Genomic DNA, 23,572 nt, shown 5'->3' with positions numbered 1-23,572 from the left:
CAAGATGACTTGATTGAAGATTACTTCGATTATAGTTCGGAAGGGTGTGTCGAGGGAAGATGGCGCGTTCTATACTATCTATATTATCTGGAGCAGATCGGTTTCACGCCGGAAGCATCGCGGACGCCCCTTCAGAGCAGCGTCATCAGCCCGTTTAAAACGACCTCCTCGATTCCTTTGCAGAGGCGCTGGGCGCTCGCCTTTGCGGCGACCTTCATTTTGAGCGACTGCATCTCGGTGAGCGTCCGGAGGTCCTCCATGTTGCCTTCGAATTCTTCCTTGCTGATCTCCCCCGCCGCCAGTTGATTGAGATACCGCTCCATCTTCACCCCCTGCTTTCGGATAAACGCATTGGCGTCGGTCTTGGCGTTCGCGACCAGCCTCTTCAGCTCATCCTTAGCGAGATGACTTGCGGTGTCTCTGAGCGTGTCGATAAAACCTTCCCACAACTCCGGCATGGTCGCGCTCCGCTCACTCGTTTTTGTTCTTCAAACGCTCCGTTGAAATCGCGATATCGAAGGCCTCTTCCATGTTTTCCCACCTGTTCTGAATCTGCGCCTCCGACCACTTCCCCTTATTTTTCCGCTCCTGGACATGCCGGGAGAACATTTCCAAGATCAGTCCGAGCTGCCCCGCCGTTTCCCGGTTCTTCTCTCCCTTTCCCTTTTCATATTCGTATGCCTGCCCCATCTCCAGCCGGATCTGCCGGACGGCCTCCAGGTCGATCGCCTCTTCCTCGAAGGTTTCATACAGCATGGCGACTTTGGGCTTGAGGTCGGTGAGGTTTGTATACGTGGTGGGATCGTAATAATGAAGAAAAGAGGCGGCGCAGCCGATCAGGAAAAACGGGAGAAGAAACCGGAGAAAGAGACCGGTCGGCTCTTTTAAAAGAAATCGGCGTTTTGGGGCGGGATCGGTTCCTTCGAGCACAGAGACCTCTCTTCTCAGGAGGGCATCCCGGACGGATGATCGTCAAGTATCGGAATATCCCGGCTTCTCCGCCGCGATTAAACCATTTCTCCTCGAATAAATCAATGCGGAGACCGAAGGATGTTTCATTCCTAATTCGTCACTCTTAATTCCTAATTGAAAATACCGCTATCTCCCCTATGGTTTCCTGTGATAAAATCAGAACCGCGCGGCGCAGGGATAGTTGACAGGCGCCTCGGGAAGAGATCAATATTTAATAAAGAATTTAAGAGAGAAGCGTCATGACAAAACGAATCAAAGCCTATCTTGTATCGATTTTTGGAATTCTCTTTTGCCTCGCCTGGAGCGCGGCCGCGCCGGCGTATGAGATCGCCCCGGTGGAGAACGGCGGGGTGATCACCGGAAGGGTCGTCTTGAACGGACCGGTGCCGGAGCCGCGCGTCTTTCCGATGGTTCTATACGCCTTCGGAGAGTTCTGTAAGAAGATTTCCGATGCGAAAGGACATGTCGTCCTCAAGGAGTTCAACGTCGATCCGACCGGAGGGCTCCAGGACGCGGTGATTGCCATCCAGGAGGTGAGCCGGGGGAAGGGATTTCGCTCCAACGAGAATCGGCTTTTTGCGGTGAACTGCATGTTCCACCCGGCGAATACGCCGGAGGATGAGCAGTTTGAAGTAGACAAAGAAGGAAACCTCGTTCACATCCATCCTCTCGTCAGCGTCATGCGGAACAAATACATGCTCTCCGTCCTCAACAAAGATCCGGTGATTCACGACGCGCAGTTTTACCAGAAAGAAACAGGCCGTCGGATCACCCGCTTCCCGATCCCGATCTCCGACAAGGTCCAGAGAGGATGGGTCTATCTGGACCAAGGAAAGAACATCGCTCAGATCATTTGCGGCATGCATGAGTATATGCAGACCTGGGCCTGGATCGTCGACAACCCCTATTTCGACAAAACGACACGGAGCGGCAGCTATGCGATCGACCGGATCCCGCCCGGAACGTACAAGATTCTGGCCTGGCATCCCCACCTGAAGCCGATCGAGAAGATCATCACCGTCCCCCCCGACGGGCATGTCGAGCTGAATTTCGAATTCGAGGCGAGCGAAGTGGTCCGGCCGATCTATGAGACACAGAAGCAGTTCCGCATCTCCCCCGGAAGAAACCCAGGCGTCGACCTCCTCGGATGCGAGGGCCCTTTCTGCGTCAAACGCGAGCACGACCATCACGCCGATTGAGGAACACCGCCCGCGCCGCGCCCGGCGGGAGACGGCCGTTCACTTCACTGCCGTTCCTCTTCCCCAGTGAGACTCGCGCAGCCACGCGGCAGGGGGACCCACCCAAGCACGAACGGCCCGTCCGTCTGCGCGTCCCTGCCGTTCATTTCTGTCTTTTCACGCTCCCCGGCGGCCGCTCGTTGAGCAGCGCCCAGAAAACACCAAGCTGCTTGACCGCTTTGACGAATTCCTGAAAGTTCACCGGTTTGACGACGTAGGCGTTGACCCCCAGCGTGTAACTCTCCGCCAAGTCCGGCTCCTCGCGGGAGGAGGTCAACATCACTACCGGGATCGTTTTCAGCTTTTCATCCGCTTTAATGGTCCTCAACACCTCCAACCCGTTCACCTTCGGCATCTTGATGTCGAGCAGAATCACCGCCGGATTCCCGGGCGTGCGCATCTTAAAGGCCCCCCGGGAATAGAGGTAGTCCAACGCCTCGGCGCCGTCTCGGGCAATGATGACGTCGTTTGCCAGATTGTACTCGGCGAGCGCCTCCAGCGTCAGCTCCACATCTTCCACATTGTCCTCCACCAGCAGAATGCTCTTGAAATCCCCCATCCTCACCCCTCCTTTCGATTTGGCAACGAAAAGTAAAACGCCGCGCCGCGGTCCAATTCCCCCTCCGCCCAGGTCTTCCCGCCATGGCGGTGAATGATCCGCCGGACGTTGGCCAACCCGATGCCGGTCCCTTCGAACTCCTCGGCGCGGTGCAGACGCTGGAAAACGCCGAAGAGCTTGCCGGCATACTGCGGGTCAAACCCCACCCCATTGTCTCGAACAAAAAAAACGGTCTCCTCCCCTTCCGGCCGGCTGCCGACCTCGATCTCGGCCCGCGCGCGGGTCCGGGTATATTTCACCGCGTTGCCGATCAGATTCGCCCACACCTGCCTCAACATCGCCGCATCCCCCTCTAAATCGGGCAGGGTGCCGATCGTCCAAGCGATCTCCCGGTTCTGAATCTCCGGCTGCAGATCCCGAATCACCTCCTGGATCAAAGATTCTAGGGAAACCCTCCCGATCCGCATCTCTGTCTTCGCCATCCGCGAGAAGACCAGCAGATCGTCGATGAGGTTCCCCATCTTCTTCGATGAGTTCACAATCGTGTTCAGGTAGCGTTGCCCCTTCGCATCCAGCTGCGCCCCCGTGTGCTCTTTGAGCATTTCGACGAACCCATTAATGTGTCGCAGCGGGGCACGCAGATCGTGTGAAACCGAATAACTAAACGCCTCCAACTCCTTATTTGCCGTCTCCAGCTGTGTATTAAGCTTGCGCATGGCTTCTTCCGCCTGCTTGCGCTCGGTGATGTCTTCCGAAATGCCCAACAGATAGAGCGGCTGTCCCTCTCCATCATAGAGCGGGATTTTCTGTGTGTGCAAAATCCGCGCGCCGTGGTGCCGGGTATGAACCGGCTCTTCCGGAATATCGACGAGGTAGCCCGCTCCGAGCACCTGCCGGTCTTTGGCGATGAATGAATCGGCCTGCTCTTTTGGAAAGAAATCATGGTCATTTTTGCCGAGCAGATCTTCTCTGGTGTAGCCGAGCAACACTTCACCCGCTTTGTTGAATCGAACGAACCGGAGCTCTTTGGCTTCCTTGACGAAAATCATGTTGGGAATATTCTCAACAATGGAGTCGAGAAAAACCTCCGCCCGCTTCCGCTCCCCCACCTCCTGCTCCAATGACAGCGTCCGCTCTTTCACCCTCTGTTCCAGTTCGTCCTGCGTCTTCTGCAGGGCGGCATCCCGCGTTTGGATCTGAGAGAGCATCTCGTTGAACGTCTCGACCAGCAGGCCGATCTCGTCCCGGTTTCCGGTGGCGGCCCGCACGGAATAGTCTTTCTCTTCGGAGACGTTCTTTGCGGTCCGGGCCAGATCAAGAAGCGGGCGGGAAATATTTTCTTGAAGCGCGGCGGAGACCCGATAGGCTGTCAGCAGGGACACCGCGAGCACCCCGCCCACGATGAGGGCGTAACCCTTCAGACGAACATACATTTCCTGGAGATCGGATTGGAGATAAACGGTGCCGATCCGCTCGCCGTTGGAGAGAATCGGCCGCGACAAAAAAAGAAAGCCCGACTCGAATCGATGGCCTTCCATCCCCTCCGGGATTCGCTCCGGCATCTCAAAAACCGAAGCCCCGTCGCTCCTCAGATATTTTGCGAAGAGCCGGCCATCGGCCGTATAGATCGCCGCCGAATGAATATCGGACTTGACCCGCAACGCCCCGACGGTTTCAGCGGCCGACTCCGGATCGTTGAACAGGAGGGCCGAAACCGTATTGATCGCGATGATCTCCGCCTGCGTGGAACGATTCCGGACCATGACGCTCCGAAAGGTCACCCATTCATGGGCGATGAAGCCGGCGCTTGCGAGCAGGAGAACCGCCGAACTCACCAGCATGCTCATCCGAATCAATTTTTGACGAATTGAGAGATAACGAAAAGGTGTGATCAGGGGTCACCCCATTATAGCGCCGCTTGTTTCCGGTCCTTGAGTGCTCTCCCTTCGAGCCGCTGACAAAAAAGGACCGAAGGAAGCGATGCTACCCGTCGCAGTCGGCTGCAGTAGAAAAGGAGGAATGAACCGGTCTATCTAAAAATGCAGGGAAAGAGTGGACATGAGGGCCTAGATTCTCGCCACGATCCAATAGGCCGGCTGTCGGCGACAACATCGGATCAGAGGGAAGTTGTTCCACTCACCGCATTCTCATACTATTGAAAGTATTAAAACTATATAAGCGGATAGGGAAATTGTCAATTTCGGTATGTTTATGGAGGAAGGCTAAAATCAATCTAAGAATGAACGGAGACGAAGCAAAACCTTTCCATTCCCAATTTTCGAATCGACCGATGCTTTTATGCTTAACTCTGCTTCAGGTCGGGGGGAACACAGGTGCAGCGGTACATGCCGCCGATCGTCGCGCCGATCAGATCGTAGAGGTATTCCCTCTCTCCCGGATCGATCCGGCGAAGATACGCCCCCTCCCATTCTTTCAGGTAAACATTTCGCAGGAAGAGCCGGACCGGCATCTCCGAATCGAACCCCTCCTGCCGCATCGATTGGTTCAGCCACTTCACCACCGCGCCGCGGGTGAGCGATTCGTTTTCCTGAAGGGCATTATCCGCGTTCGTCAGAATGCGAATAAATCGGTAAAAGTCCTCCGGGTGCTCGTCGAGATATTGGGTCGTCACCATCTCCAACCCCTTCAGGTTCAGCTTCCGTTCGGGAACCGGGATCTCGTCGTAGTGCGACTCCGGATGGTTTGTGAAGAAAAAGATAAAAAAGAACAAAAACGGAAAAACCAAGAGCCAAAGAACGGCAAAGCGCGACGGCCCATCCACTTCTCCTTGCCTCATCACCTGTTCCACGGTTTCACCTCCCCCGAGGTCGCTGTCCTGAGAAATCCGGTGTCGACGGAGGATGACCTGGCGTCCGGACCCTCGGAAAGACCTCGATCTATGGATGCTTACTGAAAAACATAGAGTTCTTACCTTCTATTCTACCAAATCTTTGAGATTCTCAGGGAGACGCACTTTTTGATTACAAATCAGGAATGACGGATGAGGAATTAAAATATCGCTTTTTTTGTAAGTTTTCTCCGCTTGCAACGACATCATACTGAACCACATCAGATGCCGCATAACATGTTATAGAAAGGCTCTCCGACACAAACCGGGGATGCCCGATCAAACCAGGACAAGAAAAGGAGGAGAAAAAGATGAAACGAAAATGGATGATCTGGATGCTTTCCGCGCTGATTTCCTTCGGCGGCGCCGTTGCTCTGGCTGAAGAAGGCCACAAGATGGGCGAAATGGGAATGACGGCAAAAGGAGGAATCCGTTCCAAATCGAAGGAAGAGCAGATCAAGGTGGCGCTCAGCGCCGCGCCGGCGGAAATTGCAAAGGACGCGACGGTGAAGGTCTATGGCGCCGACGGTAAATTGATCGAGGTCAAGAAGGGAACCAACGGCTTCGTCTGTTATCCCGATATCAGCAATCTCTCCGAGGCCGACCCGATCTGCAACGACGCCGCCGCCGAGCAATGGTTTAACGATCTTCTCAGCGGAAAGGAGAGACCGACCAATACCTCACCCGGAGTCTCCTACATGGCGCAAGGGGGATGGCATTTCGAGAAAGAGGGGACAATTGTCATGGCGGACGGGCCGGGGGCGAAGAAAGTCCAAGAACCCCCCCACTGGATGATCTTCTGGCCGTTCGATGCAAAGATGACCGGCCTTCCGGTTCACGTGAATCCATTGGGGACCTACATCATGTTCGCCGGAACCCCCTACGCCCACCTGATGGTCTACCAACACCCGAAGGGGATCCAGTAGGAAGACATCTGTCCTGTCGTCTCAGACCCGCCCTCCTTTTTTCCGGAGGGCGGGCTCACCGACTCCCAAGTAGAAACAGATAAACACCATTTGAGAAAGAATCCGGGGTTTTATTTTTTCTGAGAGATAGGTCGCTAGCCGCAGGGAGCGAGGAAACCGCAGCGTACTGTATCGTACGTGAGGATTTCCGAGCGGGAGAGAGTGTGCTCTAAATCAATTGTGCGAAGTACCTCTACTCACACCGTGAGCAAGGCGAACCACGACGCGGATGGACTTTAGCAGCCCATCTCAGTCGCGGCCGAGGGCGGCGTCGACGCTCCAGATCCCCGGTCCCCGGGCGGCGATGTAGAGGAAGACGAAACAGTAGAGGGCCGCCAGCACACCTCGATTGGAGATCGGAAACACCGCCTGTGTCCCGTGCGCCATCCAGTAGGCCGCCGCCATCAGCCCGCTGCAGAGAAACGCCGCCCACCGGGTGAAGAGGCCGATCATCACCAAGAGTCCGCCGAGGAGCTCGATCGGACCGGCGATAAAGACCACATGGGCGGCGGGTTCTCCCTGCGGCGGAATCGGAAACCCGAAGAGCTTCTGGGTCCCGTGCCACATAAAGAGAAAACCGGTGACCATCCGCATCAGGGCATAGGTCTGTGGAGCGAAAGACTTCATAAACATCGGCAGATCCTCCTGGGTAAAGATAAGCGCTTCGTCTATCGGGTCAACGTTAGAATACCGAACCTGGAATGTCAACCGCCCGCCCCCCTTTTCCCTGCGCATGTCGGTTCTCTTCCTGCGGGAAGACCGCGCGCCCCTTCTTTGACGGACTTAAAATGCCGGGTATACTTACCTTTACTCCCGTTCCGCACGATGAAAAGAAAAGCAAAGGCGAACCATGGGCGGCATCTATTCATGATCGATCGGAATACAAAAACGGGGTTCGGTTTAAAACGGCGCGGCTGGAGGGGACCCATTCGGATGACTTTCCGCGCCTGCGCGATCCGCTTCCTCGTCATCTTGCTCTTCGCCGGGATGCCGGGAGAGGGAACCGCGGGCGAAAATGCATTCTCCGAAGAGGTCGAAGAAATTCTCCAACAAAAAATCCAACTGATCAAAACCTTGGCGGAAGATCCGAAAACCATCCGCCTCGTCAGGGAGTCGAATCATCAAAACAAGCACCTCACCCCGCGCGAGATCGAAAAACTCGATCAGAAATGGCGGAGGGTGAAGGGGGTCGATGAATTTATCGGCGCATTCATCGCCAACGACTGCGCCCGGCACCTGATCGCGTTTCAGAAAGCGCACGACGGATTCGCCGAGATTTTCATCGCCGACGCCGTCGGATTGATCGTGGGGGAAACCAACAAGACCTCCGACTATTTCCAGGCCGACGAGGACTGGTGGGTCGAGGCGTATGCCGGCGGCCGCGGAAAACATTACTACGGAGATATCGAATACGACGACAGCGCACAGGCGGAGGCGATCGCCCTATATGTGCCGGTGATCGATCCGGAAACCCAACGGGCCATCGGCGTGATCAAATCGATTTATAACATCAGCGCCATTATCCAGGAGCTTTAAGCCGGCATGTTCAATGGAATCAGGGGAATCAGAGCGAAACTCGGGGCGATCTTCGCTTTTTTATCCGTCGCCGGATTTTCTCTGGTGGTCTTCGGGGTGACCCGGATTCATCAAGTGACCGAGCAGGCCGACCTAGTGATCGCGGAGCGCATTCCCCTTTCCCGGAGCGCCGATGAAGCGCTCCATGCCTTGACCCTCGGGGCCGGGACCATCGATCGGGTTCTGTTGATCGGAACCCATGAGGAGATCGGCCATCTTCAGGCGGTCGAAACCCGATTCAAGGAATCGGTCCTGGTCTTCGACATGTTTACGAAGGCGATGATTTGGGGAAGCAAGACGGAGGCGTTTCAAAAATCGACGGGAGGGCTCGTCTCGGCCCGATGGGAAAAAATGGGGCTGCAAGACACCCTGGTCGTGAACACCGCCCCCTACGAGATCCAGCAGGCCGCCGGCAAGGCGACCCTTTATTTCGGCGGGTTTGCGAAGTATGTCGAGAAGGTCATCGCCTCCCAGGAAAAGATCCTCCGGCTTCAGCCCTCCGGGAATCAGGAGGAGATCGCGCAAGAAGAGCGGCGACGGGAAACCTACATCATCAAGGCAAAACGGTACAAGAACCTGGTCGACGACACCCTTCACCGCGTGGTCACCGATATTTACACGCATGTCGGCGCGGCGAACGACCATATCCGGCGATCCCGGGATACCGCCGTCAGCGCCCTGATCGTTTATTCGACCTTCATTTTCGGTTTGGCGTTGACTGCCGGGACCTTTTTTGTCCGGTCTATTTTTAATCCCCTCATCCATTTGAAAACGGCGGCGGCGGAGATCGCGGGGGGGAAGCTCGATACCCGTGTCGAGGTCACGTCGAAAGACGAAATCGGCTCGCTCGGCGAAACGTTCAACAAGATGGTCATCGAAGTTCAGAAAGCCTACGACGATCTGGAAAAGAAGATCCGGGAACGCACCGCGCTGTTAATCGAGGAAATCACCGAGCGCAAGCGGGTCGAAGCCGATCTGCGCAAGATGGCCGAGGAGGTGCAACAGGCCCGGGACGGTCTGGAGCGGCAGGTCCGGGCGAGAACGAAAGAATTGGAATCGTTCGTCTACACCCTCTCTCACGATCTAAAAGGACCGGTGATCTCCCTGCAAGGGGTCGCCTCGCTGCTCCTGGAAGAATATGCCGCCGTGCTGGACGACAAAGGAAAGCATTACATTCAACGGGTGTTGTCGAACACGGACTATCTGGGTGACTTTATCGAGGGGATGCAGATCCTCACCCGAATCGGCTCCCCCGAGAAAAACGAGCCGGTCGACGTTCGAGAGGCGCTGATCGCGATCCTCAACCGATATCAAGAATGGCTCGAAGAAAAAAAAGTGCAGGTGGTCGTTCATCCCTCCCTCCCGCACTTCACCTTCGGGTCGTTCCACATCACCCAGGTCTTTCAAAACCTCATCGTCAACGCCGGAAAGTTCATGGGGGAGCAGCCCCATCCGAAGATCGAAATCGGCGGAAGCGAACTGGAAGGATGGGCGGAGTTCTACGTGAAAGACAACGGCATCGGCATCGACCCGGCCTATCACAAAAAGATTTTCGATCCGTTTCAGCAGCTCAAAGAGCGCGAGGCGGGGGGGACCGGGATCGGCCTCTCCATCGTGGCCAAAATCGTCCATCTCGCCGGGGGCCAGGTTTGGGTGGAATCGCAAAAAGGCCAAGGGGCCACGTTCTTCTTGCGGCTTCCGAAACAAAAGACCCATTCCTAATCGATGATCGTGTATTTCTCCCCTTCGAACACCTTTTCTCCGTCGATCTCCACCCGCGCCACGGCGGCAAAAACATCGACATGGAATTTTCCGCTCTTCGGAAAACCGGGCTTGGTGTAGAGGGCGTGTTTTGCGCCGAGGGAGAGGTGGATGCCGAGCATCCGCTCGTAGGCGCCGATGTCGGTCAGCCGCCGCTCCCGCGTCAGGGCGCGGTTCAAGCCGAAGCCGAGCTCCCGCACCCAGACCTCCCGCTCCTCGGCCCGGATCTGATCCAACACGGCATGAAACCCCTTCGGCGCGTCGGGGGCGGCGACCAGCACCCCCCCTTCGATCGCGGCGGTGAAGGGCCGGCCGGGAGCGTGGACGGTAAAGTCGGCGTCGCCGAAGGCGAAGATCTTCAAGGCGCCGTTCACGCGGCGGACCTCCTTCGGCTCGGTGAAGACCTCCCCGATCGGGAACTGTCCCCCGACATTTTTCATCCCGCGGTAATCGCCGATGTTCAGCTTGGCCGCTTCGAAGGGGGAGTCGTAGATTAATTCGGTCCCTTCGCAGATCACGGCGATCCGCGCCGCCCGGTCGATTCGCTCCTTCAGCGCCGGCCCGACCGACCGGTAATAAGCCCGATCGTACGCCAATGAGTCGAGGTAGGTGGCAAACTCCGCTTCGGAGATCCGTCCCAGGTGGGGATGCTCGACCACCTTCAACCCACGATTGAAGAGCTCCACCCGAAATCGAAATTCATTCAGCCGGAAGCTGGTCGACTGAACCAGCACCACCAGCCCCTTCGCGGGGAGAAGATCGACCGCGGATAAGATCTCTTTCGCGGTGACCTGATCGAAATTCAATACGGCGGCGTTCGGCAGCGCCGCCCGGTAGGCTTCCGCTAAAAGGCGCGACAACCCGGATTGTTCATCAAAGACTAAAAGGGCCGGCGCCTCGGGGGCGCACTCCAAGGCCAATGTGAGGGTGTCGCGGAGGTTCGATTGAGCGCGATGATGTAAGGAAGAATCGGTCATAGGGAAAACGTTCCCTTTATCATTTTCCATTGTAAGAAAGAGCGTCCTCACATGAAAGAGCGTCGGACGAAAAGAGCGGTGGCATGTCCATTCTCATCGGGTATCGTCGAGGGCACCGTCGTGGAATTTCTGATAAGTGCTGGGGTATTCTTTGGAGAGAATCTCCGCAATTTGCCTTCTTAGTTGAGGTGCATTGATGATGGCCGCTTTCCAAACAATTTGCCAATCAACAGCGAAATAAGCGTGAATTGCGATATTTCGGAAACCAACGATCTCCCGCCAGGGGAATTCGGGTCTTTTCGCCTTAAAGTCTTCAGATAGTCGTGCCGCCGACTCTCCGATAATCAGCAGTTTTTGCAGAACAGCGCTTCGGATCAAGTCGTTTTCACCGAAATTCTCCGCAGAGATGTCGGTAATAAACTTTGCGATTGCGTCAGCCGCTTCCAGAATGTCGCAGAGATAGAGATCTTCACGCCGCATGAATCACCTGAATACGGGAGAGCACTTCGTCTCGAATCAGCGGCTTGAGTCCCTTTTTAGGAACCAGGTCCACTTTGCGATGCAAGAGATCGCTCAGAGCATTCTGTAGCTCCGCAAATTCCAGGAAGCCGATTGGTGCGTCTTTTTCAAACTCAACCAGCAGATCGATGTCGCTTTCAGGTCCAAAGTTTTTACCAAGCGCCGAGCCGAACAAAGCAAGCTCACGGACCTGGTAACGCCGACAGAGCAGCCCGATCTCCCGGAGAGGTAATTTCAGATTTGGATTGTTCATCGTTGTTCCTAAAAATGGACCCTATAAGCCCGGATTCGCCTTCTCGGCACTAGGATACATCGCCGGGTGGATGTTGGCAAGACGAAAGGGGTCTGTCGCCGCAAACCGCTCTAACCGCCCGACTCCTTCCCTGCTTTTTTCTTTTCGAACGCCTCGGCGCACGCGGGTCCGCAGAAATAATGGGTCACCCCCCCCTGCTTCGCCTCCAGCGCCCTCTTCTTGGAAAGGTAAGTCAGGCAGTTCGGGTCTTGCACCAGCGCGTCTCCTGCATCGACCCGCTCGGCGCTTCCCGCCGGGCGGCGGTAGAGGAACTTTCCGAGAAACCGGCCCAACAGAAAGGTCAATAAGGTGATCACAAGAAGTGTAAAAAGAAGACGAGTCATTTCCGATGATTCTCCGAATGAGAAGTTAAAATGAAATTATGAATTAGGAATTGATCGTTCAAAACAAAGGGAAGAATTTTTATTTTCATTCCTCATTCTCGATTCGTAATTCCTAATTGATGAATCATCCTCCCGCGCGTTTAACGACATATCCTTTTTTGCCGAGCGCTTCAACCAGGGTGTCGCGGTGGTCGCCTTGGATTTCGATAACCCCCTCTTTCACCGTGCCGCCGCTCCCGCAGGTCTGCTTCAGCTCCTTGGCGAGGTTCCGGAGCCCTTCCGGATGAAGCGGCACCCCCGTGATCAGAGTGACCCCTTTCCCCTTGCGCCCCTTGGTTTCGCGCGACACCCGCACGATGCCGTCCCCTTTGAGAGCCGGCTGTTTTTTCCGGCAGCGGCATTTCGCCGTCGCCTCGCCGCAATCGGGGCACATTTTACCATGTTCGGTGGAGTAGACAATACCGGAATTCATTCTGTTATTTTCCTATTCGGGGCGTTGCCCCCTTCCAAGGCGTTTGATTCCTCATCCTCAGATTCCCAATCGAATCATTATCTCTCCACCCTCTCCAATATCTGAATTCCCTTTGCGGCTTCTTCGAGCGGCGTGCTGTGTTGGCTGTACTCGTTGATCACCTTTTCGAACGATTCGCGGCTCTTCTCCAAATCCTGGAGCATCAGGTAAGCGAAACCCCGCCGCGTCAAGGCGATGGCGACCGCCTCTTCTTCCTTCGGAAATTCGGCGATCAGCCGGTCGGCCTCGATGACCGCCCGCCGGTGGTCTTTCAGAAAGGTGGAGTAGATCGCAACCACGCCGCTCTTCGCCTTGGCGCACGCCTCGCGATCTTCGGGAAACCAGACGCAGACCGCCTGCAGCGCGACGGTCTCTTTCTTCCACGCTTTGGACCCTTGGCTCCCCCAGGTGTCGATGGCGTATTGCCGCTGCGCCGCCGCATTCTCTTTCTTATCGATCCACGCCGGCGGCGCCGGCGCCAGCCATGCCGGCGGACGCTCCGCCTCCTCCCAGGTGGCGGCCGGCATGTGAAAATTCTGAAGCGCCAGGGCGAGCAGCGGCATCAGCGCCATCGCATTGATGGCGCCGTGGACCAAGATCGGCGAGACCAGCTCCTTCCGCATTTCATAAACCACCGCCAGCGCCATCCCCGCGATGAAGTAGAGAATCCCGATCATGAAGCCGGCCCCATGGGCCGCCGCGAAGAGGATCGCCTGCAGATTGGCGGCAAAGAGGAGCGGAAGGCGGGTCTTGAGGGCATTGTAGAGAAACCCCCGAAAGTAGATCTCTTCCAAGATCGGAATGGCGGTGAAGCCGATCACGATCATGATGACGGAGAGGAGGCTGTTCGGCCCGAAGGTCGCCAGCGCCGAATAGTCGGGCATCTCGAACTTTTGGTTCAAGATCTTCTCCATCGCCATGTGGGTCGTCCCGACCAGGAGGTTGATGCCGAAGGCGATCAATATTGCGAAGGGAATCATCGAGAGGACCGCCGCGGGGGAGATCGGACGAAAGAGCGGCCAGATCCCCCGCCGTTTACAGACGGCCAGGGCATAAACGAGGAGGATCAGATTAAAGAGGATCAACGAAACAAAGCCGATGTATCCCTGGCGCCAGGGATGGTTTCGGACGTAGACGGCATCGACAAAGACGGAGGCGGCGATCACGAGAAAGGGGAGGGAGATACCGAGGGCGATCTCGCCGGTGGAAACCGGGGGTGATTTCTTTTCTTCTTTGATTTCCTCCGGGGCATTCTCATCGGGCACCGTTTGAATCACGCGTTTCTCCCTCTCTTGGCATTGTCAGGACATTATAATCGGAAATCGAGGTGAATCGATAGGGGAGATATTTATAGACTGGACTAAAACCTCAGAAATTAGATTGGAATGGGGCTTCGCCCCAAGCCCCACCTTCCTGAATCCAAAGTCGTGGGGCTTCTCGCCCCACACCCCCGCCGCGGGGGGTGCGTGCCCACCCCCCTTCGGATTCCCAGGGCAGCGGGGGCTGCCGCCCCCCAGCACCCCCCACGGTCACAACTCGCACAACGCACGGAAGAACACCGCGGATTGTGCTTCAAACAATGGTGACCTGATTTGGTAGATAATACGTCTGACAGAAGAAACGCAGGAAGATGGGGGGGCACAGAACGCCCATGACGCGCATTCTCCTTGCTCTCGGATTCCTAATTCCTAATTTTCAGATTCCTAATTATCTAACCCCATTATCCTTTCATCCCCTCATGGACCAACGCCAAAAGCGCGATGCAGGCGGTGTCGGTGCGCAATGTCCGGGGGCCCATCCCGACCGGCTGAAAGCCGTGCGCCGCAAGAAGCCCCCTCTCGAAATCGTTCCATCCCCCCTCCGGCCCGACGGCGAGCAGGACACGTCCCTCGCCCCCCTCCCGGACCGCCGCCCCCGCCGGCTTCTCCGCCGCCGGATCGGCCACCAGACGCCGCCCGTCTTTGAAGAGACCGTCGAGCTGATCTTCGATCAGTACTTTAAATTGCCGGTGGATCGACACGGTCGGCAGCCGCGTGTCGCGCGCCTGCTGCAACCCTTCGATCAACCGCGGCCGGTAGCCCTCCGGCGCGAGCCAATGGGTGTCGAAGTAGTTTCGCTCCACCCGCTCGGCATTGGTCAGAATGATCTGCCCGACGCCGAGCGCGGCGACCTGGGCCCAGATCCGCCGGATCACCTTCGGCCGCGGCAGCGCCAAGAGCAGATCGACCCCCGGCCGGGAAGGAACAGTCGTTTCGAACGCGCAGCGCAAGGCCGCCGTCCCGTCGCCGATCGACACCACCGTCCCCACGCCGCGCGGCCCATCGAGAAGACCGATGCGGACGTGAGATCCCGGCGCCACCTTCAGGGCGTTGCGCAGGTGGACGGCGCGCGCATCTGAAAGGACGGCTTCGCCAGAAGCGCCGACTTCATGGGGTTCCAGGAGGATCAGGTTCATACGAGGGTCCAGGGAATGAGATGAACGTTCACGGCACTTTATTAACATGGGCCGCTCGATAGAGCAAGAGGCGATGCTATTGGGGCGGGGGTTAGCTAATTAGGAATCTGAGAATTAGGAATTAGGAATCTGAAATCCGAGAGCAAAGAGACTACGCGTCATGGGCGTCCTGTGCCCCCTATACCCCTGCGTTCTTCTGTCCAGACGTTCCACCTACCGCTTCAGGTCAGCATTGTTTGAAGCACAATCCACGGTGCTCTTCCGTGGTTGAGCGAGTTCTGACCGTGGGGGGTGCTGGGGGGCGGCAGCCCCCGCTGCCCTGGGAATCCTTGGGTGTGGGGCAAGGCGCACCTGGTGTGAAGATCGGAAACCAACAACCTTCTTCCAGCGCCGGCCCCACGTGTGATAAACAGGGTGGGCACGCACCCCCCGTGGCGGGGGTGTGGGGCGAGCAGCCCCACGACCTTGGATTCAGGCAGGTAAGGCTTGGGCGAAGCCCCTTCCAATCTCAAAAGGTGATTGATTTCAATTTTGTTTGGGGGTATTCTCTTCCATTCCCTGTGCAGGAGCAGACCCCTTTTTTGGAGGTTTAAACCCGAACTCACGATGCCAAGCGCCATCCTTCCTCCCCCCTTTTCGAAACCCGATCAGCTGCCGGATGCGCTGCAGTCTCACGGTTACGCGGTGCTGCGCCCCTCCGACGTTTGTACGTTCGCCCGTTGCACCTCCTCGGAATTGGAAGCGCTTGCGCCGGCTTGGAACGACCTGCCGCTCGATCCCTATCTGAAAGATACCGTCCCTTACCGGCGGCGGCGTCACTCCTGTTTTGTGGTGGAGGGGAAGGAGGTCACGCAGGCGCCGCACCGGGCCCACTGGCAGCCGCTCGACTACAACGCCCTGCATGGGGGGATGAAGCGTCTCTTCGAGCCGATCGCCCCGGCCACCGTCGCGGCGCCGGCCTGGACGCGGCTGCTTCAGGTGATCGGGCAGCTCTGTTCCACAATCAAAGGCCCGCAACCCTGGTATGTGGAAGCGCACCCGTTCCGGATCGACACCGCCCACGGCATCGGCCGGCCGACGCCGGAAGGGGCCCATCGCGACGGGGTCGATTTCGTGGCGATCTTTCTGGTGGGGCGGGTGAACATCAAAGGGGGAGAGAGCCGGATCTTCGAGGCGGCCGGATCGAACGGCAAGCGGTTTACCTTAACAGAACCCTGGACGCTCCTCTTGCTCGACGACACGCGGGTGATTCACGAATCGACGCCGATCCTGCCGGTCGCCGAGGGGGGCTATCGGGATACGTTGGTGTTGACCTATCGGGCCGGGGGGTTTCAGGAAGAGGGGGGATGATTGGAAGGGGGCGTTGCCCCGAGCCCCACCTGCGAGGATCAATCGCAAGATCAAAGTCGTGGGGCTGCTCGCCCCACACCCCCGCCGCGGGGGATGCGTGCCCACCCCCCTTCGGATTCCCAGGGCAGCGGGGGCTGCCGCCCCCCAGCACCCCCCACGGTCACAACTCGCACAACGCACGGAAGAGCACCGTGGATTGTGCTTCAAACAATGGTGACCTGATTTGGTAGATGAAACGTCTGGACAGAAGAACGCAGGGGGATGAGGGACACAGGACGTCCTTGACGCGCAGGCTCTTTGCTATTTGGTTTTGATTTGAATTCTTAGAATTACTGGGTGATCTCTTGTGGGCTGCTGTGCCCGCAGCGCAAGGGCCCCACTGGGGGATGGGTGGAGCGAGGACGCAGCAGCCCACTACAAATCAAATCGTTCCACCTACCCTACAAGGTCAGCTGTCTAAAGCACACTCCAGCGGTGTACTTCCGTGGGTGTGCGAGTTCTGACCGTAGACGGGGGGAGCTGGGGGGGTACTTGCCCCCCGGCTGCCCTGGGAATCCAAAGGGGGTTGGGCACGCAACCCCCGTGGTGGGGCTTGGGGCGAAGAGCCCCATTCGAATAACTATCTTTATCAAACATGACCGCCCGCCTATGCACACCGGTATCCCTTCTCCGAAGGCTCATACACCAACTCCCCATCCCTCACCAGCTCCACCAAATATTCCCCGACCAGGTTGTTGAAATTCTTCTGCTTGGCCGCGCGCTCGAAGGCCAACAGCCCCGGCTCCTCGCTGCGATAGCAGAGGGGGATCAAGGGGTGCGTTTGCAGGGCGGTCCGAATGGCGTCGAGGGAAACGGCCTCGCCGCCCCCGCGCCGAACCAGCGCCACAATAAAAGTTTTTACTTCATCTAAACGTTCTGCTTCCGGGTGCATGACCTACCCTATTAACGAATCGTCCCTAAAACTGCATTCCGCCCGAAACATAAAAAGCGGTCTGCGGCCCGACCTGGCCCTCGACCGTGACCGTAAACGGACCGTCCGGGCTGAATTGAAACCCGATGATCCCCCCGATCATTGTATTCAATTCGAAATCCATGTCCCAAGAAGCGGTAAACGGCTCCTGGGTATTGGTGCAGGTAACCCCAACGACACAATCATTTACATTGCCGTTTCCGGAGACGGAGCCCTTCTCGTTCCCTTTTAAAGTAGTAATCATCAAACCGATATAGGGATGAAAACTGGCAAAGTGTTGCGCGCTCATCCCGATCATGGCGCTTAATCCGGAATATTTGATTTCATTCTCACCGCTCCCCTCGGAAAATACGAAGGTCGACCCGTTCGGATTGTTCCGAAATCCGTTGATCAGAACGTCGTAGCCCTCATCTTTTGTTCTTCCGCTGAATGCTTGGAGAACCAAACCGGCCTTAAACGGTCCCGGCTGCGGGGGGCTGATGCGCACCCCTCCCCCCCAAATTAGCCCCAGCTCTCCGTCGAAAGGCTCTTCTTTAAGCCGCATCTGTCCGACCGTCAAGAAAATCTCTCCCGCCGCCCCGAACCGGTAAGCCCCGGTCAGGAAGATGTGTTCCCCCTTAAACTCGTCGGAGTCCGCCTCCGGGTCGTCTGAGTCTTCCAGCCCCTCGAACACAAGTCTTTGTGTCGGCGTGACGTAGGTATATGACGGATCGTTGAATATAAACTTCTGTGTGATCACGCCCCCTCCGCCGACCGAAAGGCTGAACCGGTTCGTGCCGCCGATCGACGATGTCGGATCTCCGAACATCACATGTCCGAAAGCCTGTCCCGACTGCAATATCATAAAGAGGCCAATGACCGTGAAAAGAAATGAGCGATGCCATCGAAACACCATCCTCAGTGACTGTGCCATGTGATCTCCCCGTCTGCGTTTGAGTGGTCTTGTTATTCAAGTTCTCAGCCTAGCGGCCCGGAATAGTCCGGCACAGAATACATAATTAAGAAAAAGTTGGCAAGATGAAAAACATGGTTTGCGATACTTAGCCAAACCGCGGGAAAAGGATCAATGAAACATGCTAAGAATTAATAATGGGGATGGTTCTGGGCTGGAAGATATTTCCGGATCGGCGGCGAGAAGACGCTGCTGGCGCGCGGGGGCTTCAGAAGGCGCCTTGCCTCCCGGTCGCATTGCCGGCCTCCGATCTCCGGCGTGTCTAAAAGGCCGATCGGGATGTCGATGGCGATGACTTTCGGAGCAGGGGTGAGATTTAACACTTCTTTAAACGAGCCGCAGACGTGATGGCGGGTTTCGATGACGCGCCCTTGCGCGTGGTTTGCCAGGACGACGAACCACTCACCACGAAAACCATCGACGCCGGCGATCCAAGAGGGTGTTACAACTGGGGTATTCGAGGAAACGTTTTCTTTCAAGCGATCGCATATTCAAGCGCGCGAGGGTTCTCCATCCGTTTCGATGCATTGAGGATTTCGATGCCGACGACGTTTCCGTCTTTGTCATAATCAAGAATAATACCGGGCTTATCCTCATCGCTTTCTTCAACGGGGGCGCTGCTGAATTGAATCGTCAGCACATCCACTTCCTGATCATATTTCACTTTCATGGTTTCTTCCAATATTTGGCAGTTTGTCCAAGCAACTCAGTCTAATGTTTCACTCCTCTAGGCCACCTCCAGTTCCAGCCTCTTCCCCAGTGCCAGTAGAATCCGCTCCAACGTCGCCACGGTCGGATTCGTCCCCGGCGATCCAAGAGGGTTTCATTTAAAGTAGACTGTCCCTTTTTTGTTCTATAAAAACCGATGCCTTTTATGTGGTTTTCTTGGCCCGTTTGCTCGCGTGCAAAACGGTAAAACCGATGACCTCATCGCCTTCATACCGGACGATCACATCGTCGTCCGTCATTTCGCTGTCAGTGGCGTAGCTCGGCTTCTTGTAATTCACATACAGTGTGTCCGCCTCGGCGTCGTACGTCAGCCAGACCGCGTGCTGCGGCGCCCGGTTGACGGCCGGAATCAGTTTCAAATATTCCTGAAAATCAGTTATGGCCATACCTGTCTCCTCTTTGCAAGCGACCGGACTCTTCGAGTCAGGAACGCGGTAATGATAAAACCGTCATTCGACCCCTCTCGATAGACAACCGCGAGATGCTTGCCCTCTTCCAGTTCGCGGACGGCGATCAGCTCGCCGTCGCCGCCGAGCAGGATACGCTCCGGTTGCAACACGGTCGCCACCACCTCCGAGCGTAATCCGGCCAGCTCACAATGCTCTTCCGTGATATGCGCCCATCGTTCATCGGTGAGTCGAATGGCGATGCCGTTCTTGGAAGTCACGCGGTCAATCATCGCACCCTGCCGACTCTTTTCCTTATTTTTGGATTAATCTCGATTCGATCTGTGATGACGATTTATTCGGTCTCCAAGTATTTTCTCGTTTTAGGAATCCATGTGCTAATGCATCACCCATGCCGCTGAAAATCACTTTCGCTGAAGTATAGCATGGTTACTAAGGGTCAAGGGAGAGACCATTCTCTCGCTCCAAAAACTTGCCGGGGGAGGCTTAAAGATCTCTTTATACGAGCCGCAGACGTGATGGCGGGTTTCGATGACGCGGCCTTGCGCGTGGTTCACCAAGACGACGAACCACCCATCTGAGGAAACCATCGTCGGCGATCCAGGAGGGTTCATTTAGAAGTCAAATTTCCAGACTTGGCACCTAAACATTTTCTTATTTAAATCCGCGGTCACTTTGAATCCTCGAATCGCATAATGGGCAAAGAAGCCGTGTATTACTCTCGGTGTATCCATCGAGTGCAGTTAAGCGATCGAGCACAGCGCCTTTGGCAGTCAACGGGCTTTTACAATCAGCACATGCATTGGCCTGCTGAATTCTCTTTTTTTCTTTGAGAGCTCTTCGTTGCATCGGTGTTCCCCGTTCATCATATATTAATTTCCTGGCCACATATCGCCGTATATGGAATAGTAAAATCGGGTCTTTACCTGCAGCCTTCTGAATTTGCTTTCGAACATCGGCGAGAATGGTGCTAGCTTGGTCGAGTGCCTTACCCTGTAGCCTGTTTCCGTTCGCGGCTTTTTCCAAATCGCTTTTCAAAAAGTCTCCCTCGCGGCTAAAAGTATCTCGCTGGAACAGAGCTCGGCTCTCCAGGCTTATTTTGCCGGCACTGAGTCAATCTCGAATTCTATTTTTGGAGAAAGTTGCTGAGCCGCCCAATCGTATTCAACCGTTACTCTGCTTCTTCAGTGTATTCATCAAGCACTGTGTCTGAAAGGTGCGAAAGGTGCCGCTCCTTCGCTAACTCGCGAAGACTATCATACGAGAGATAAGTGCAGCTCTCAGCCAGCGGACCTTTTTCAAGAAGAGAAAATACCGGGCGCCGAATTTCTTGAAACACTTTTTCACGCTTCGCTTCCGGAGCGACAATGTGGAGCTTAATATCCATGTTGGGCTGGAGCGCCAAAAGGTCCGCCATTCGAAGAATTCCCGAGTATACAGAAGTGGTGTGCTCCACTTCGAATGCCCGGACAATAGAACGGCCTCGGAGCCATAGGACATCGATCTGCTCGATGGTGCGAAGCGTTGTGTCATCGTAGTTCAGGGGAAGGCGATCAAGTAAGCTGTCGGATTCGTTTTTCCATCCCTTCAGGACTCCTGCGCGATCGGCGCGCGGGAGCCAAATCGACATCCCCATTTGCGCTCCTATTGATGCGATTAATGCCTGAATGCGAAGAGATTCACGGATTTCTTCCGCCGGGATGACTCCGGCAGTTTCAAGAGCACCCGTATCTTCAGGGACAGAAACGTTAATCACTTTGTCCGTTCGATTCACCTTGTGAGTAGCAAGCTTTCGCACATCCTGTTCGCTCAGTGGATAGGGTTTTGGAGAAGCCACCTGGGCCATGAGTCTCTTCGATAGAAATTTACCATCTGAATCGTCGAGCCGGACGAGGCTGCCTCGAACCTTCCCGGTCCAACTCAGAGAATCTTTATTTAAATCCCGTGTAAATGACAGGCCGGTCCAGATGACGTTCTCGTGGATGGAAATGCCTTGATCAATATCAAGCCACACGGTGGGCCGAACTCGAAATCGGACCACGAAAGGGTCATTTTCCGGAACGAAAATAGGCTTGTTATCAATGAATGGGCCTTCGATTACTTCCAATACCCCGAACCAGCGAGACAACCGGGTGAGGTAACAAATGAAGACATCGCCGGGCTTGATTCTTTCGGCCATGTTTTTATGTCGGATACGGAATCCGGAGATATCGCGGGACGATGCGGCGAAAGCCGCATGGGTTTCAGGAGAGAAAAGATCTATATAGTAGGGCATCGGATTTTAGCATCTCCTAGAAGATGATATGGTTGGATGGTGGAAAGCCTTTTGAGTTTCTATAAATGGGGGGTGTCCCTATTTTTTTATGAAGCCGCACATGCCGCTTCAGGGTACGCCGTTTTCAGAAGGGGTTCAATGAAAAATAGAAAGCTTTAGACAGAGGAATCAGAGCAATGAAATGCTTGATCGCAAGAGCTGACCCCTGACACCAATCTAATCTCTAGGTCCGGCCCGGACCATGAGCGCTACTCAATCTTCTTTGCCAGGCAAGGGTGGCAGACCAAGTTCTTTAAGAAACTCATTATGTTTCTTTGTGTTTTCAACAATCCTATTTTGTAGGTCTGTCAATTCTGTGTTAACCACCTGTAAGTCAATTTGTTCCTCAGGAGTGGCTGTGCTTACGTAACGCGAGATATTCAGGTTGTAATCGTTTTTCTCTATTTCCTCCATTGAAACACGTCGTGAGTAGCGTTCATCTTCCCTGCGGTACTGATAGGCTTCGATAATCTTGTCGATGTGCTCCGGCAACAGGCGGTTTTGGCGTTTGCCCTTTTCAAAATGTTCGGATGCATTAATGAACAACACGTCATCGGGTCTTTTGCAGCGTTTTAGGACCAGAATACAAACTGGGATGCCGGTGGAGAAAAAGAGGTTGGCGGGCAGGCCGATCACGGTGTCGATATGGCCGTCTCTCAGCAGCTTGGTGCGGATGCGCTCTTCCGCGCCGCCACGGAACAGCACGCCGTGGGGCAAAATGATTGCCATCACACCGCTGTCACTCAAGAAGTGGAAGCCGTGCAACAGAAAAGCGAAGTCGGCGGCCGATTTCGGGGCGAGGCCGTAATTCTTGAAGCGGAAATCCTCGCCCAACGCATCATTGGGTTCCCAGCGGTAACTGAAAGGCGGGTTGGCGACCACGGCATCGAATTGCAGCTTTTTGGCCGGGTTCATCTCTTTGAGGATTTCCCACTCATTGAGCAAGGAGTCGCCGTGGTGAATCTCGAACTCGGTATCTTTCACTCCGTGCAGCAGCATGTTCATGCGCGCCAGGTTATAGGTGGTGATGTTCTTTTCCTGGCCGTAGATTTTGCCGATGCCGCCCTTGCCGAGTTGCTTGCGGACATTCAACAGCAGCGAGCCGGAACCGCAGGCAAAGTCGTACACCTGATCGAGTTTTTTCTTTTTGCCCGTGGCCGGTTCCTGGCTGTCCAGCGTCACGATGCGGGAAAGAATCGTGGAGATTTGCTGCGGGGTGTAGAACTCGCCCGCCTTTTTACCCGACCCGGCGGCGAACTCGCCTAGCAGGTATTCATAGGCATCGCCGAGGATGTCGGTGGTGGTGCTGAACTGGGCAATGCCCTCGGCGATTTTTTTTATAATGGTGCACAGCTTTTCATTGCGCGCCTTGGGCGTCTTGCCCAGCTTCTCAGAATGCAGGTTGATCTCGGAGAACAGGCCCTGAAAAGTGCTGGCAAAGGATTTCTCTTCTATGTACTTGAAGCCCTTCCACAGGGTATCCAGCAGGTCGTCGTGCTGGGTGCGCGCCATTTCATAGATGCTGCTCCACAGGTATTGCGGCTCGATCACATAATGCACTTTGAGACGCATCTGTTTCTCGAAGTCGGTAACGTCTTCGGCATTGGCGTCGTACCAGATCGCCAGCGGCGCGCGCCGCTCGTCTTTTGCCGGCGCGGGATAGTCGCGCCCCAGCTCCTTCTGCGCCGCAGCCTCGTAGTTGTCGGAGAGGTAGCGCAAGAATAGGAACGACAACATATAGTCGCGGAAGTCGTCGGCGTTCATCGCGCCGCGTAGCTGGTCGGCGATGTCCCAGAGGGTCTCGCCGAGTTGGCTGAGTTGTTCTTTGGTCATA

At 55.7% G+C, this 23,572-nt stretch carries 27 protein-coding genes; 5 read left to right on the top strand and 22 right to left on the bottom strand.

Annotated features, from left to right (window positions below; all coding sequences use genetic code 11):
- Positions 1-131: 131 nt before the first annotated feature.
- Together MCM46_13010 and MCM46_13005 are read right to left on the bottom strand one after the other, a co-directional pair.
- Entirely contained in the window at positions 132-458 is a 327-nt protein-coding gene (locus tag MCM46_13010) for a hypothetical protein (GenBank protein ID MCG3112728.1), read from the bottom strand.
- A 13-nt stretch (positions 459-471) separates the two neighbouring features.
- Entirely contained in the window at positions 472-930 is a 459-nt protein-coding gene (locus MCM46_13005) for a hypothetical protein (protein MCG3112727.1), read from the bottom strand.
- Positions 931-1,211: 281 nt separating this feature from the next.
- Between MCM46_13005 and MCM46_13000 the strand changes: the two genes are divergently transcribed.
- Positions 1,212-2,171 carry a carboxypeptidase-like regulatory domain-containing protein gene (locus MCM46_13000; GenBank protein ID MCG3112726.1) on the top strand — a complete coding sequence of 320 codons (960 nt, stop codon included), beginning with the start codon at positions 1,212-1,214 and terminating at the stop codon, positions 2,169-2,171.
- Between the two features lie 142 nt (positions 2,172-2,313).
- Here the strand turns inward: MCM46_13000 and MCM46_12995 are convergent, their stop codons facing one another.
- The 3 genes from MCM46_12995 to MCM46_12985 form a co-directional block, all read right to left on the bottom strand.
- Positions 2,314-2,769 (bottom strand): response regulator, encoded by a 456-nt coding sequence (locus MCM46_12995; protein ID MCG3112725.1) that lies wholly within the window; start codon positions 2,767-2,769, stop codon positions 2,314-2,316.
- 2 nt (positions 2,770-2,771) lie between these two features.
- Entirely contained in the window at positions 2,772-4,610 is a 1,839-nt protein-coding gene (locus MCM46_12990) for an ATP-binding protein (protein MCG3112724.1), read from the bottom strand.
- 461 nt (positions 4,611-5,071) lie between these two features.
- Positions 5,072-5,578, bottom strand: coding sequence for a hypothetical protein (locus MCM46_12985; protein MCG3112723.1), 507 nt, complete (start codon positions 5,576-5,578; stop codon positions 5,072-5,074).
- A gap of 350 nt (positions 5,579-5,928) precedes the next feature.
- On the opposite strand from MCM46_12985, the gene MCM46_12980 reads away from it, so the two are divergent.
- Complete coding sequence (locus MCM46_12980) at positions 5,929-6,543, top strand: hypothetical protein (protein ID MCG3112722.1); 615 nt, start codon at positions 5,929-5,931, stop codon at positions 6,541-6,543.
- 288 nt (positions 6,544-6,831) lie between these two features.
- Here MCM46_12980 and MCM46_12975 read toward each other — a convergent pair whose 3' ends face one another.
- Positions 6,832-7,215: a DoxX family protein gene (locus tag MCM46_12975; GenBank protein ID MCG3112721.1), complete on the bottom strand. Its 384-nt coding sequence runs from the start codon at positions 7,213-7,215 to the stop codon at positions 6,832-6,834.
- A 234-nt stretch (positions 7,216-7,449) separates the two neighbouring features.
- Here MCM46_12975 and MCM46_12970 point away from each other — a divergent pair, with 234 nt between their 5' ends.
- Both MCM46_12970 and MCM46_12965 read left to right on the top strand, forming a co-directional pair.
- Positions 7,450-8,118 (top strand): PDC sensor domain-containing protein, encoded by a 669-nt coding sequence (locus MCM46_12970; protein ID MCG3112720.1) that lies wholly within the window; start codon positions 7,450-7,452, stop codon positions 8,116-8,118.
- Positions 8,119-8,124: 6 nt separating this feature from the next.
- Positions 8,125-9,879, top strand: a complete 1,755-nt coding sequence (locus tag MCM46_12965; protein MCG3112719.1) for an ATP-binding protein — start codon at positions 8,125-8,127, stop codon at positions 9,877-9,879.
- Here MCM46_12965 and MCM46_12960 read toward each other — a convergent pair.
- The 7 genes from MCM46_12960 to MCM46_12930 form a co-directional block, all read right to left on the bottom strand.
- A complete protein-coding gene (locus MCM46_12960; GenBank protein ID MCG3112718.1) occupies positions 9,876-10,895 on the bottom strand; it encodes a hypothetical protein in 1,020 nt (339 codons plus the stop codon). The two genes, MCM46_12965 and MCM46_12960, sit on opposite strands and share 4 nt — an antisense overlap.
- A gap of 93 nt (positions 10,896-10,988) precedes the next feature.
- Positions 10,989-11,375 (bottom strand): DUF86 domain-containing protein, encoded by a 387-nt coding sequence (locus tag MCM46_12955; GenBank protein MCG3112717.1) that lies wholly within the window; start codon positions 11,373-11,375, stop codon positions 10,989-10,991.
- On the bottom strand, positions 11,365-11,667 hold the full coding sequence (locus MCM46_12950) for a nucleotidyltransferase family protein (GenBank protein MCG3112716.1): 303 nt from the start codon (positions 11,665-11,667) through the stop codon (positions 11,365-11,367). Before MCM46_12950 ends, MCM46_12955 begins: the two co-directional genes overlap by 11 nt.
- Before the next feature lie 110 nt (positions 11,668-11,777).
- The gene (locus tag MCM46_12945; GenBank protein ID MCG3112715.1) at positions 11,778-12,050 is read right to left on the bottom strand and encodes a hypothetical protein; all 273 of its coding nucleotides are present in this window, start codon (positions 12,048-12,050) and stop codon (positions 11,778-11,780) included.
- A 124-nt stretch (positions 12,051-12,174) separates the two neighbouring features.
- Positions 12,175-12,522, bottom strand: a complete 348-nt coding sequence (locus tag MCM46_12940) for a translation initiation factor Sui1 (GenBank protein MCG3112714.1) — start codon at positions 12,520-12,522, stop codon at positions 12,175-12,177.
- 77 nt (positions 12,523-12,599) lie between these two features.
- A complete protein-coding gene (locus MCM46_12935) occupies positions 12,600-13,838 on the bottom strand; it encodes a CPBP family intramembrane metalloprotease (protein MCG3112713.1) in 1,239 nt (412 codons plus the stop codon).
- A gap of 443 nt (positions 13,839-14,281) precedes the next feature.
- Positions 14,282-15,016: a 16S rRNA (uracil(1498)-N(3))-methyltransferase gene (locus tag MCM46_12930; GenBank protein MCG3112712.1), complete on the bottom strand. Its 735-nt coding sequence runs from the start codon at positions 15,014-15,016 to the stop codon at positions 14,282-14,284.
- Positions 15,017-15,622: 606 nt separating this feature from the next.
- Here MCM46_12930 and MCM46_12925 point away from each other — a divergent pair.
- Entirely contained in the window at positions 15,623-16,366 is a 744-nt protein-coding gene (locus MCM46_12925) for a 2OG-Fe dioxygenase family protein (protein MCG3112711.1), read from the top strand.
- 646 nt (positions 16,367-17,012) lie between these two features.
- Here MCM46_12925 and MCM46_12920 read toward each other — a convergent pair.
- From MCM46_12920 to MCM46_12880, 9 genes are all read right to left on the bottom strand, one after another.
- On the bottom strand, positions 17,013-17,297 hold the full coding sequence (locus MCM46_12920) for a hypothetical protein (protein ID MCG3112710.1): 285 nt from the start codon (positions 17,295-17,297) through the stop codon (positions 17,013-17,015).
- A 25-nt stretch (positions 17,298-17,322) separates the two neighbouring features.
- Positions 17,323-18,249: a hypothetical protein gene (locus tag MCM46_12915; protein ID MCG3112709.1), complete on the bottom strand. Its 927-nt coding sequence runs from the start codon at positions 18,247-18,249 to the stop codon at positions 17,323-17,325.
- Between the two features lie 170 nt (positions 18,250-18,419).
- Entirely contained in the window at positions 18,420-18,767 is a 348-nt protein-coding gene (locus MCM46_12910) for a DUF429 domain-containing protein (protein ID MCG3112708.1), read from the bottom strand.
- On the bottom strand, positions 18,764-18,958 hold the full coding sequence (locus tag MCM46_12905) for a DUF2283 domain-containing protein (protein MCG3112707.1): 195 nt from the start codon (positions 18,956-18,958) through the stop codon (positions 18,764-18,766). The genes MCM46_12910 and MCM46_12905 overlap by 4 nt, the downstream gene beginning before the upstream one ends.
- 202 nt (positions 18,959-19,160) lie before the next feature.
- The gene (locus tag MCM46_12900; GenBank protein ID MCG3112706.1) at positions 19,161-19,403 is read right to left on the bottom strand and encodes a DUF2283 domain-containing protein; all 243 of its coding nucleotides are present in this window, start codon (positions 19,401-19,403) and stop codon (positions 19,161-19,163) included.
- The gene (locus MCM46_12895; protein ID MCG3112705.1) at positions 19,394-19,696 is read right to left on the bottom strand and encodes a hypothetical protein; all 303 of its coding nucleotides are present in this window, start codon (positions 19,694-19,696) and stop codon (positions 19,394-19,396) included. Before MCM46_12895 ends, MCM46_12900 begins: the two co-directional genes overlap by 10 nt.
- Before the next feature lie 382 nt (positions 19,697-20,078).
- Positions 20,079-20,462, bottom strand: a complete 384-nt coding sequence (locus tag MCM46_12890; GenBank protein ID MCG3112704.1) for a hypothetical protein — start codon at positions 20,460-20,462, stop codon at positions 20,079-20,081.
- 133 nt (positions 20,463-20,595) lie between these two features.
- Positions 20,596-21,699, bottom strand: coding sequence for a hypothetical protein (locus MCM46_12885; protein MCG3112703.1), 1,104 nt, complete (start codon positions 21,697-21,699; stop codon positions 20,596-20,598).
- Between the two features lie 252 nt (positions 21,700-21,951).
- Complete coding sequence (locus tag MCM46_12880) at positions 21,952-23,571, bottom strand: type I restriction-modification system subunit M (GenBank protein MCG3112702.1); 1,620 nt, start codon at positions 23,569-23,571, stop codon at positions 21,952-21,954.
- Position 23,572 lies beyond the last annotated feature (1 nt).

The organism is Candidatus Manganitrophus morganii (assembly GCA_021651055.1).
GTDB classification, from domain to species: domain Bacteria; phylum Nitrospirota; class Nitrospiria; order SBBL01; family Manganitrophaceae; genus Manganitrophus; species Manganitrophus morganii.
Note: the sequence above shows the minus strand (reverse complement) of the source record. Positions and strands in the feature narration are given on the sequence as shown.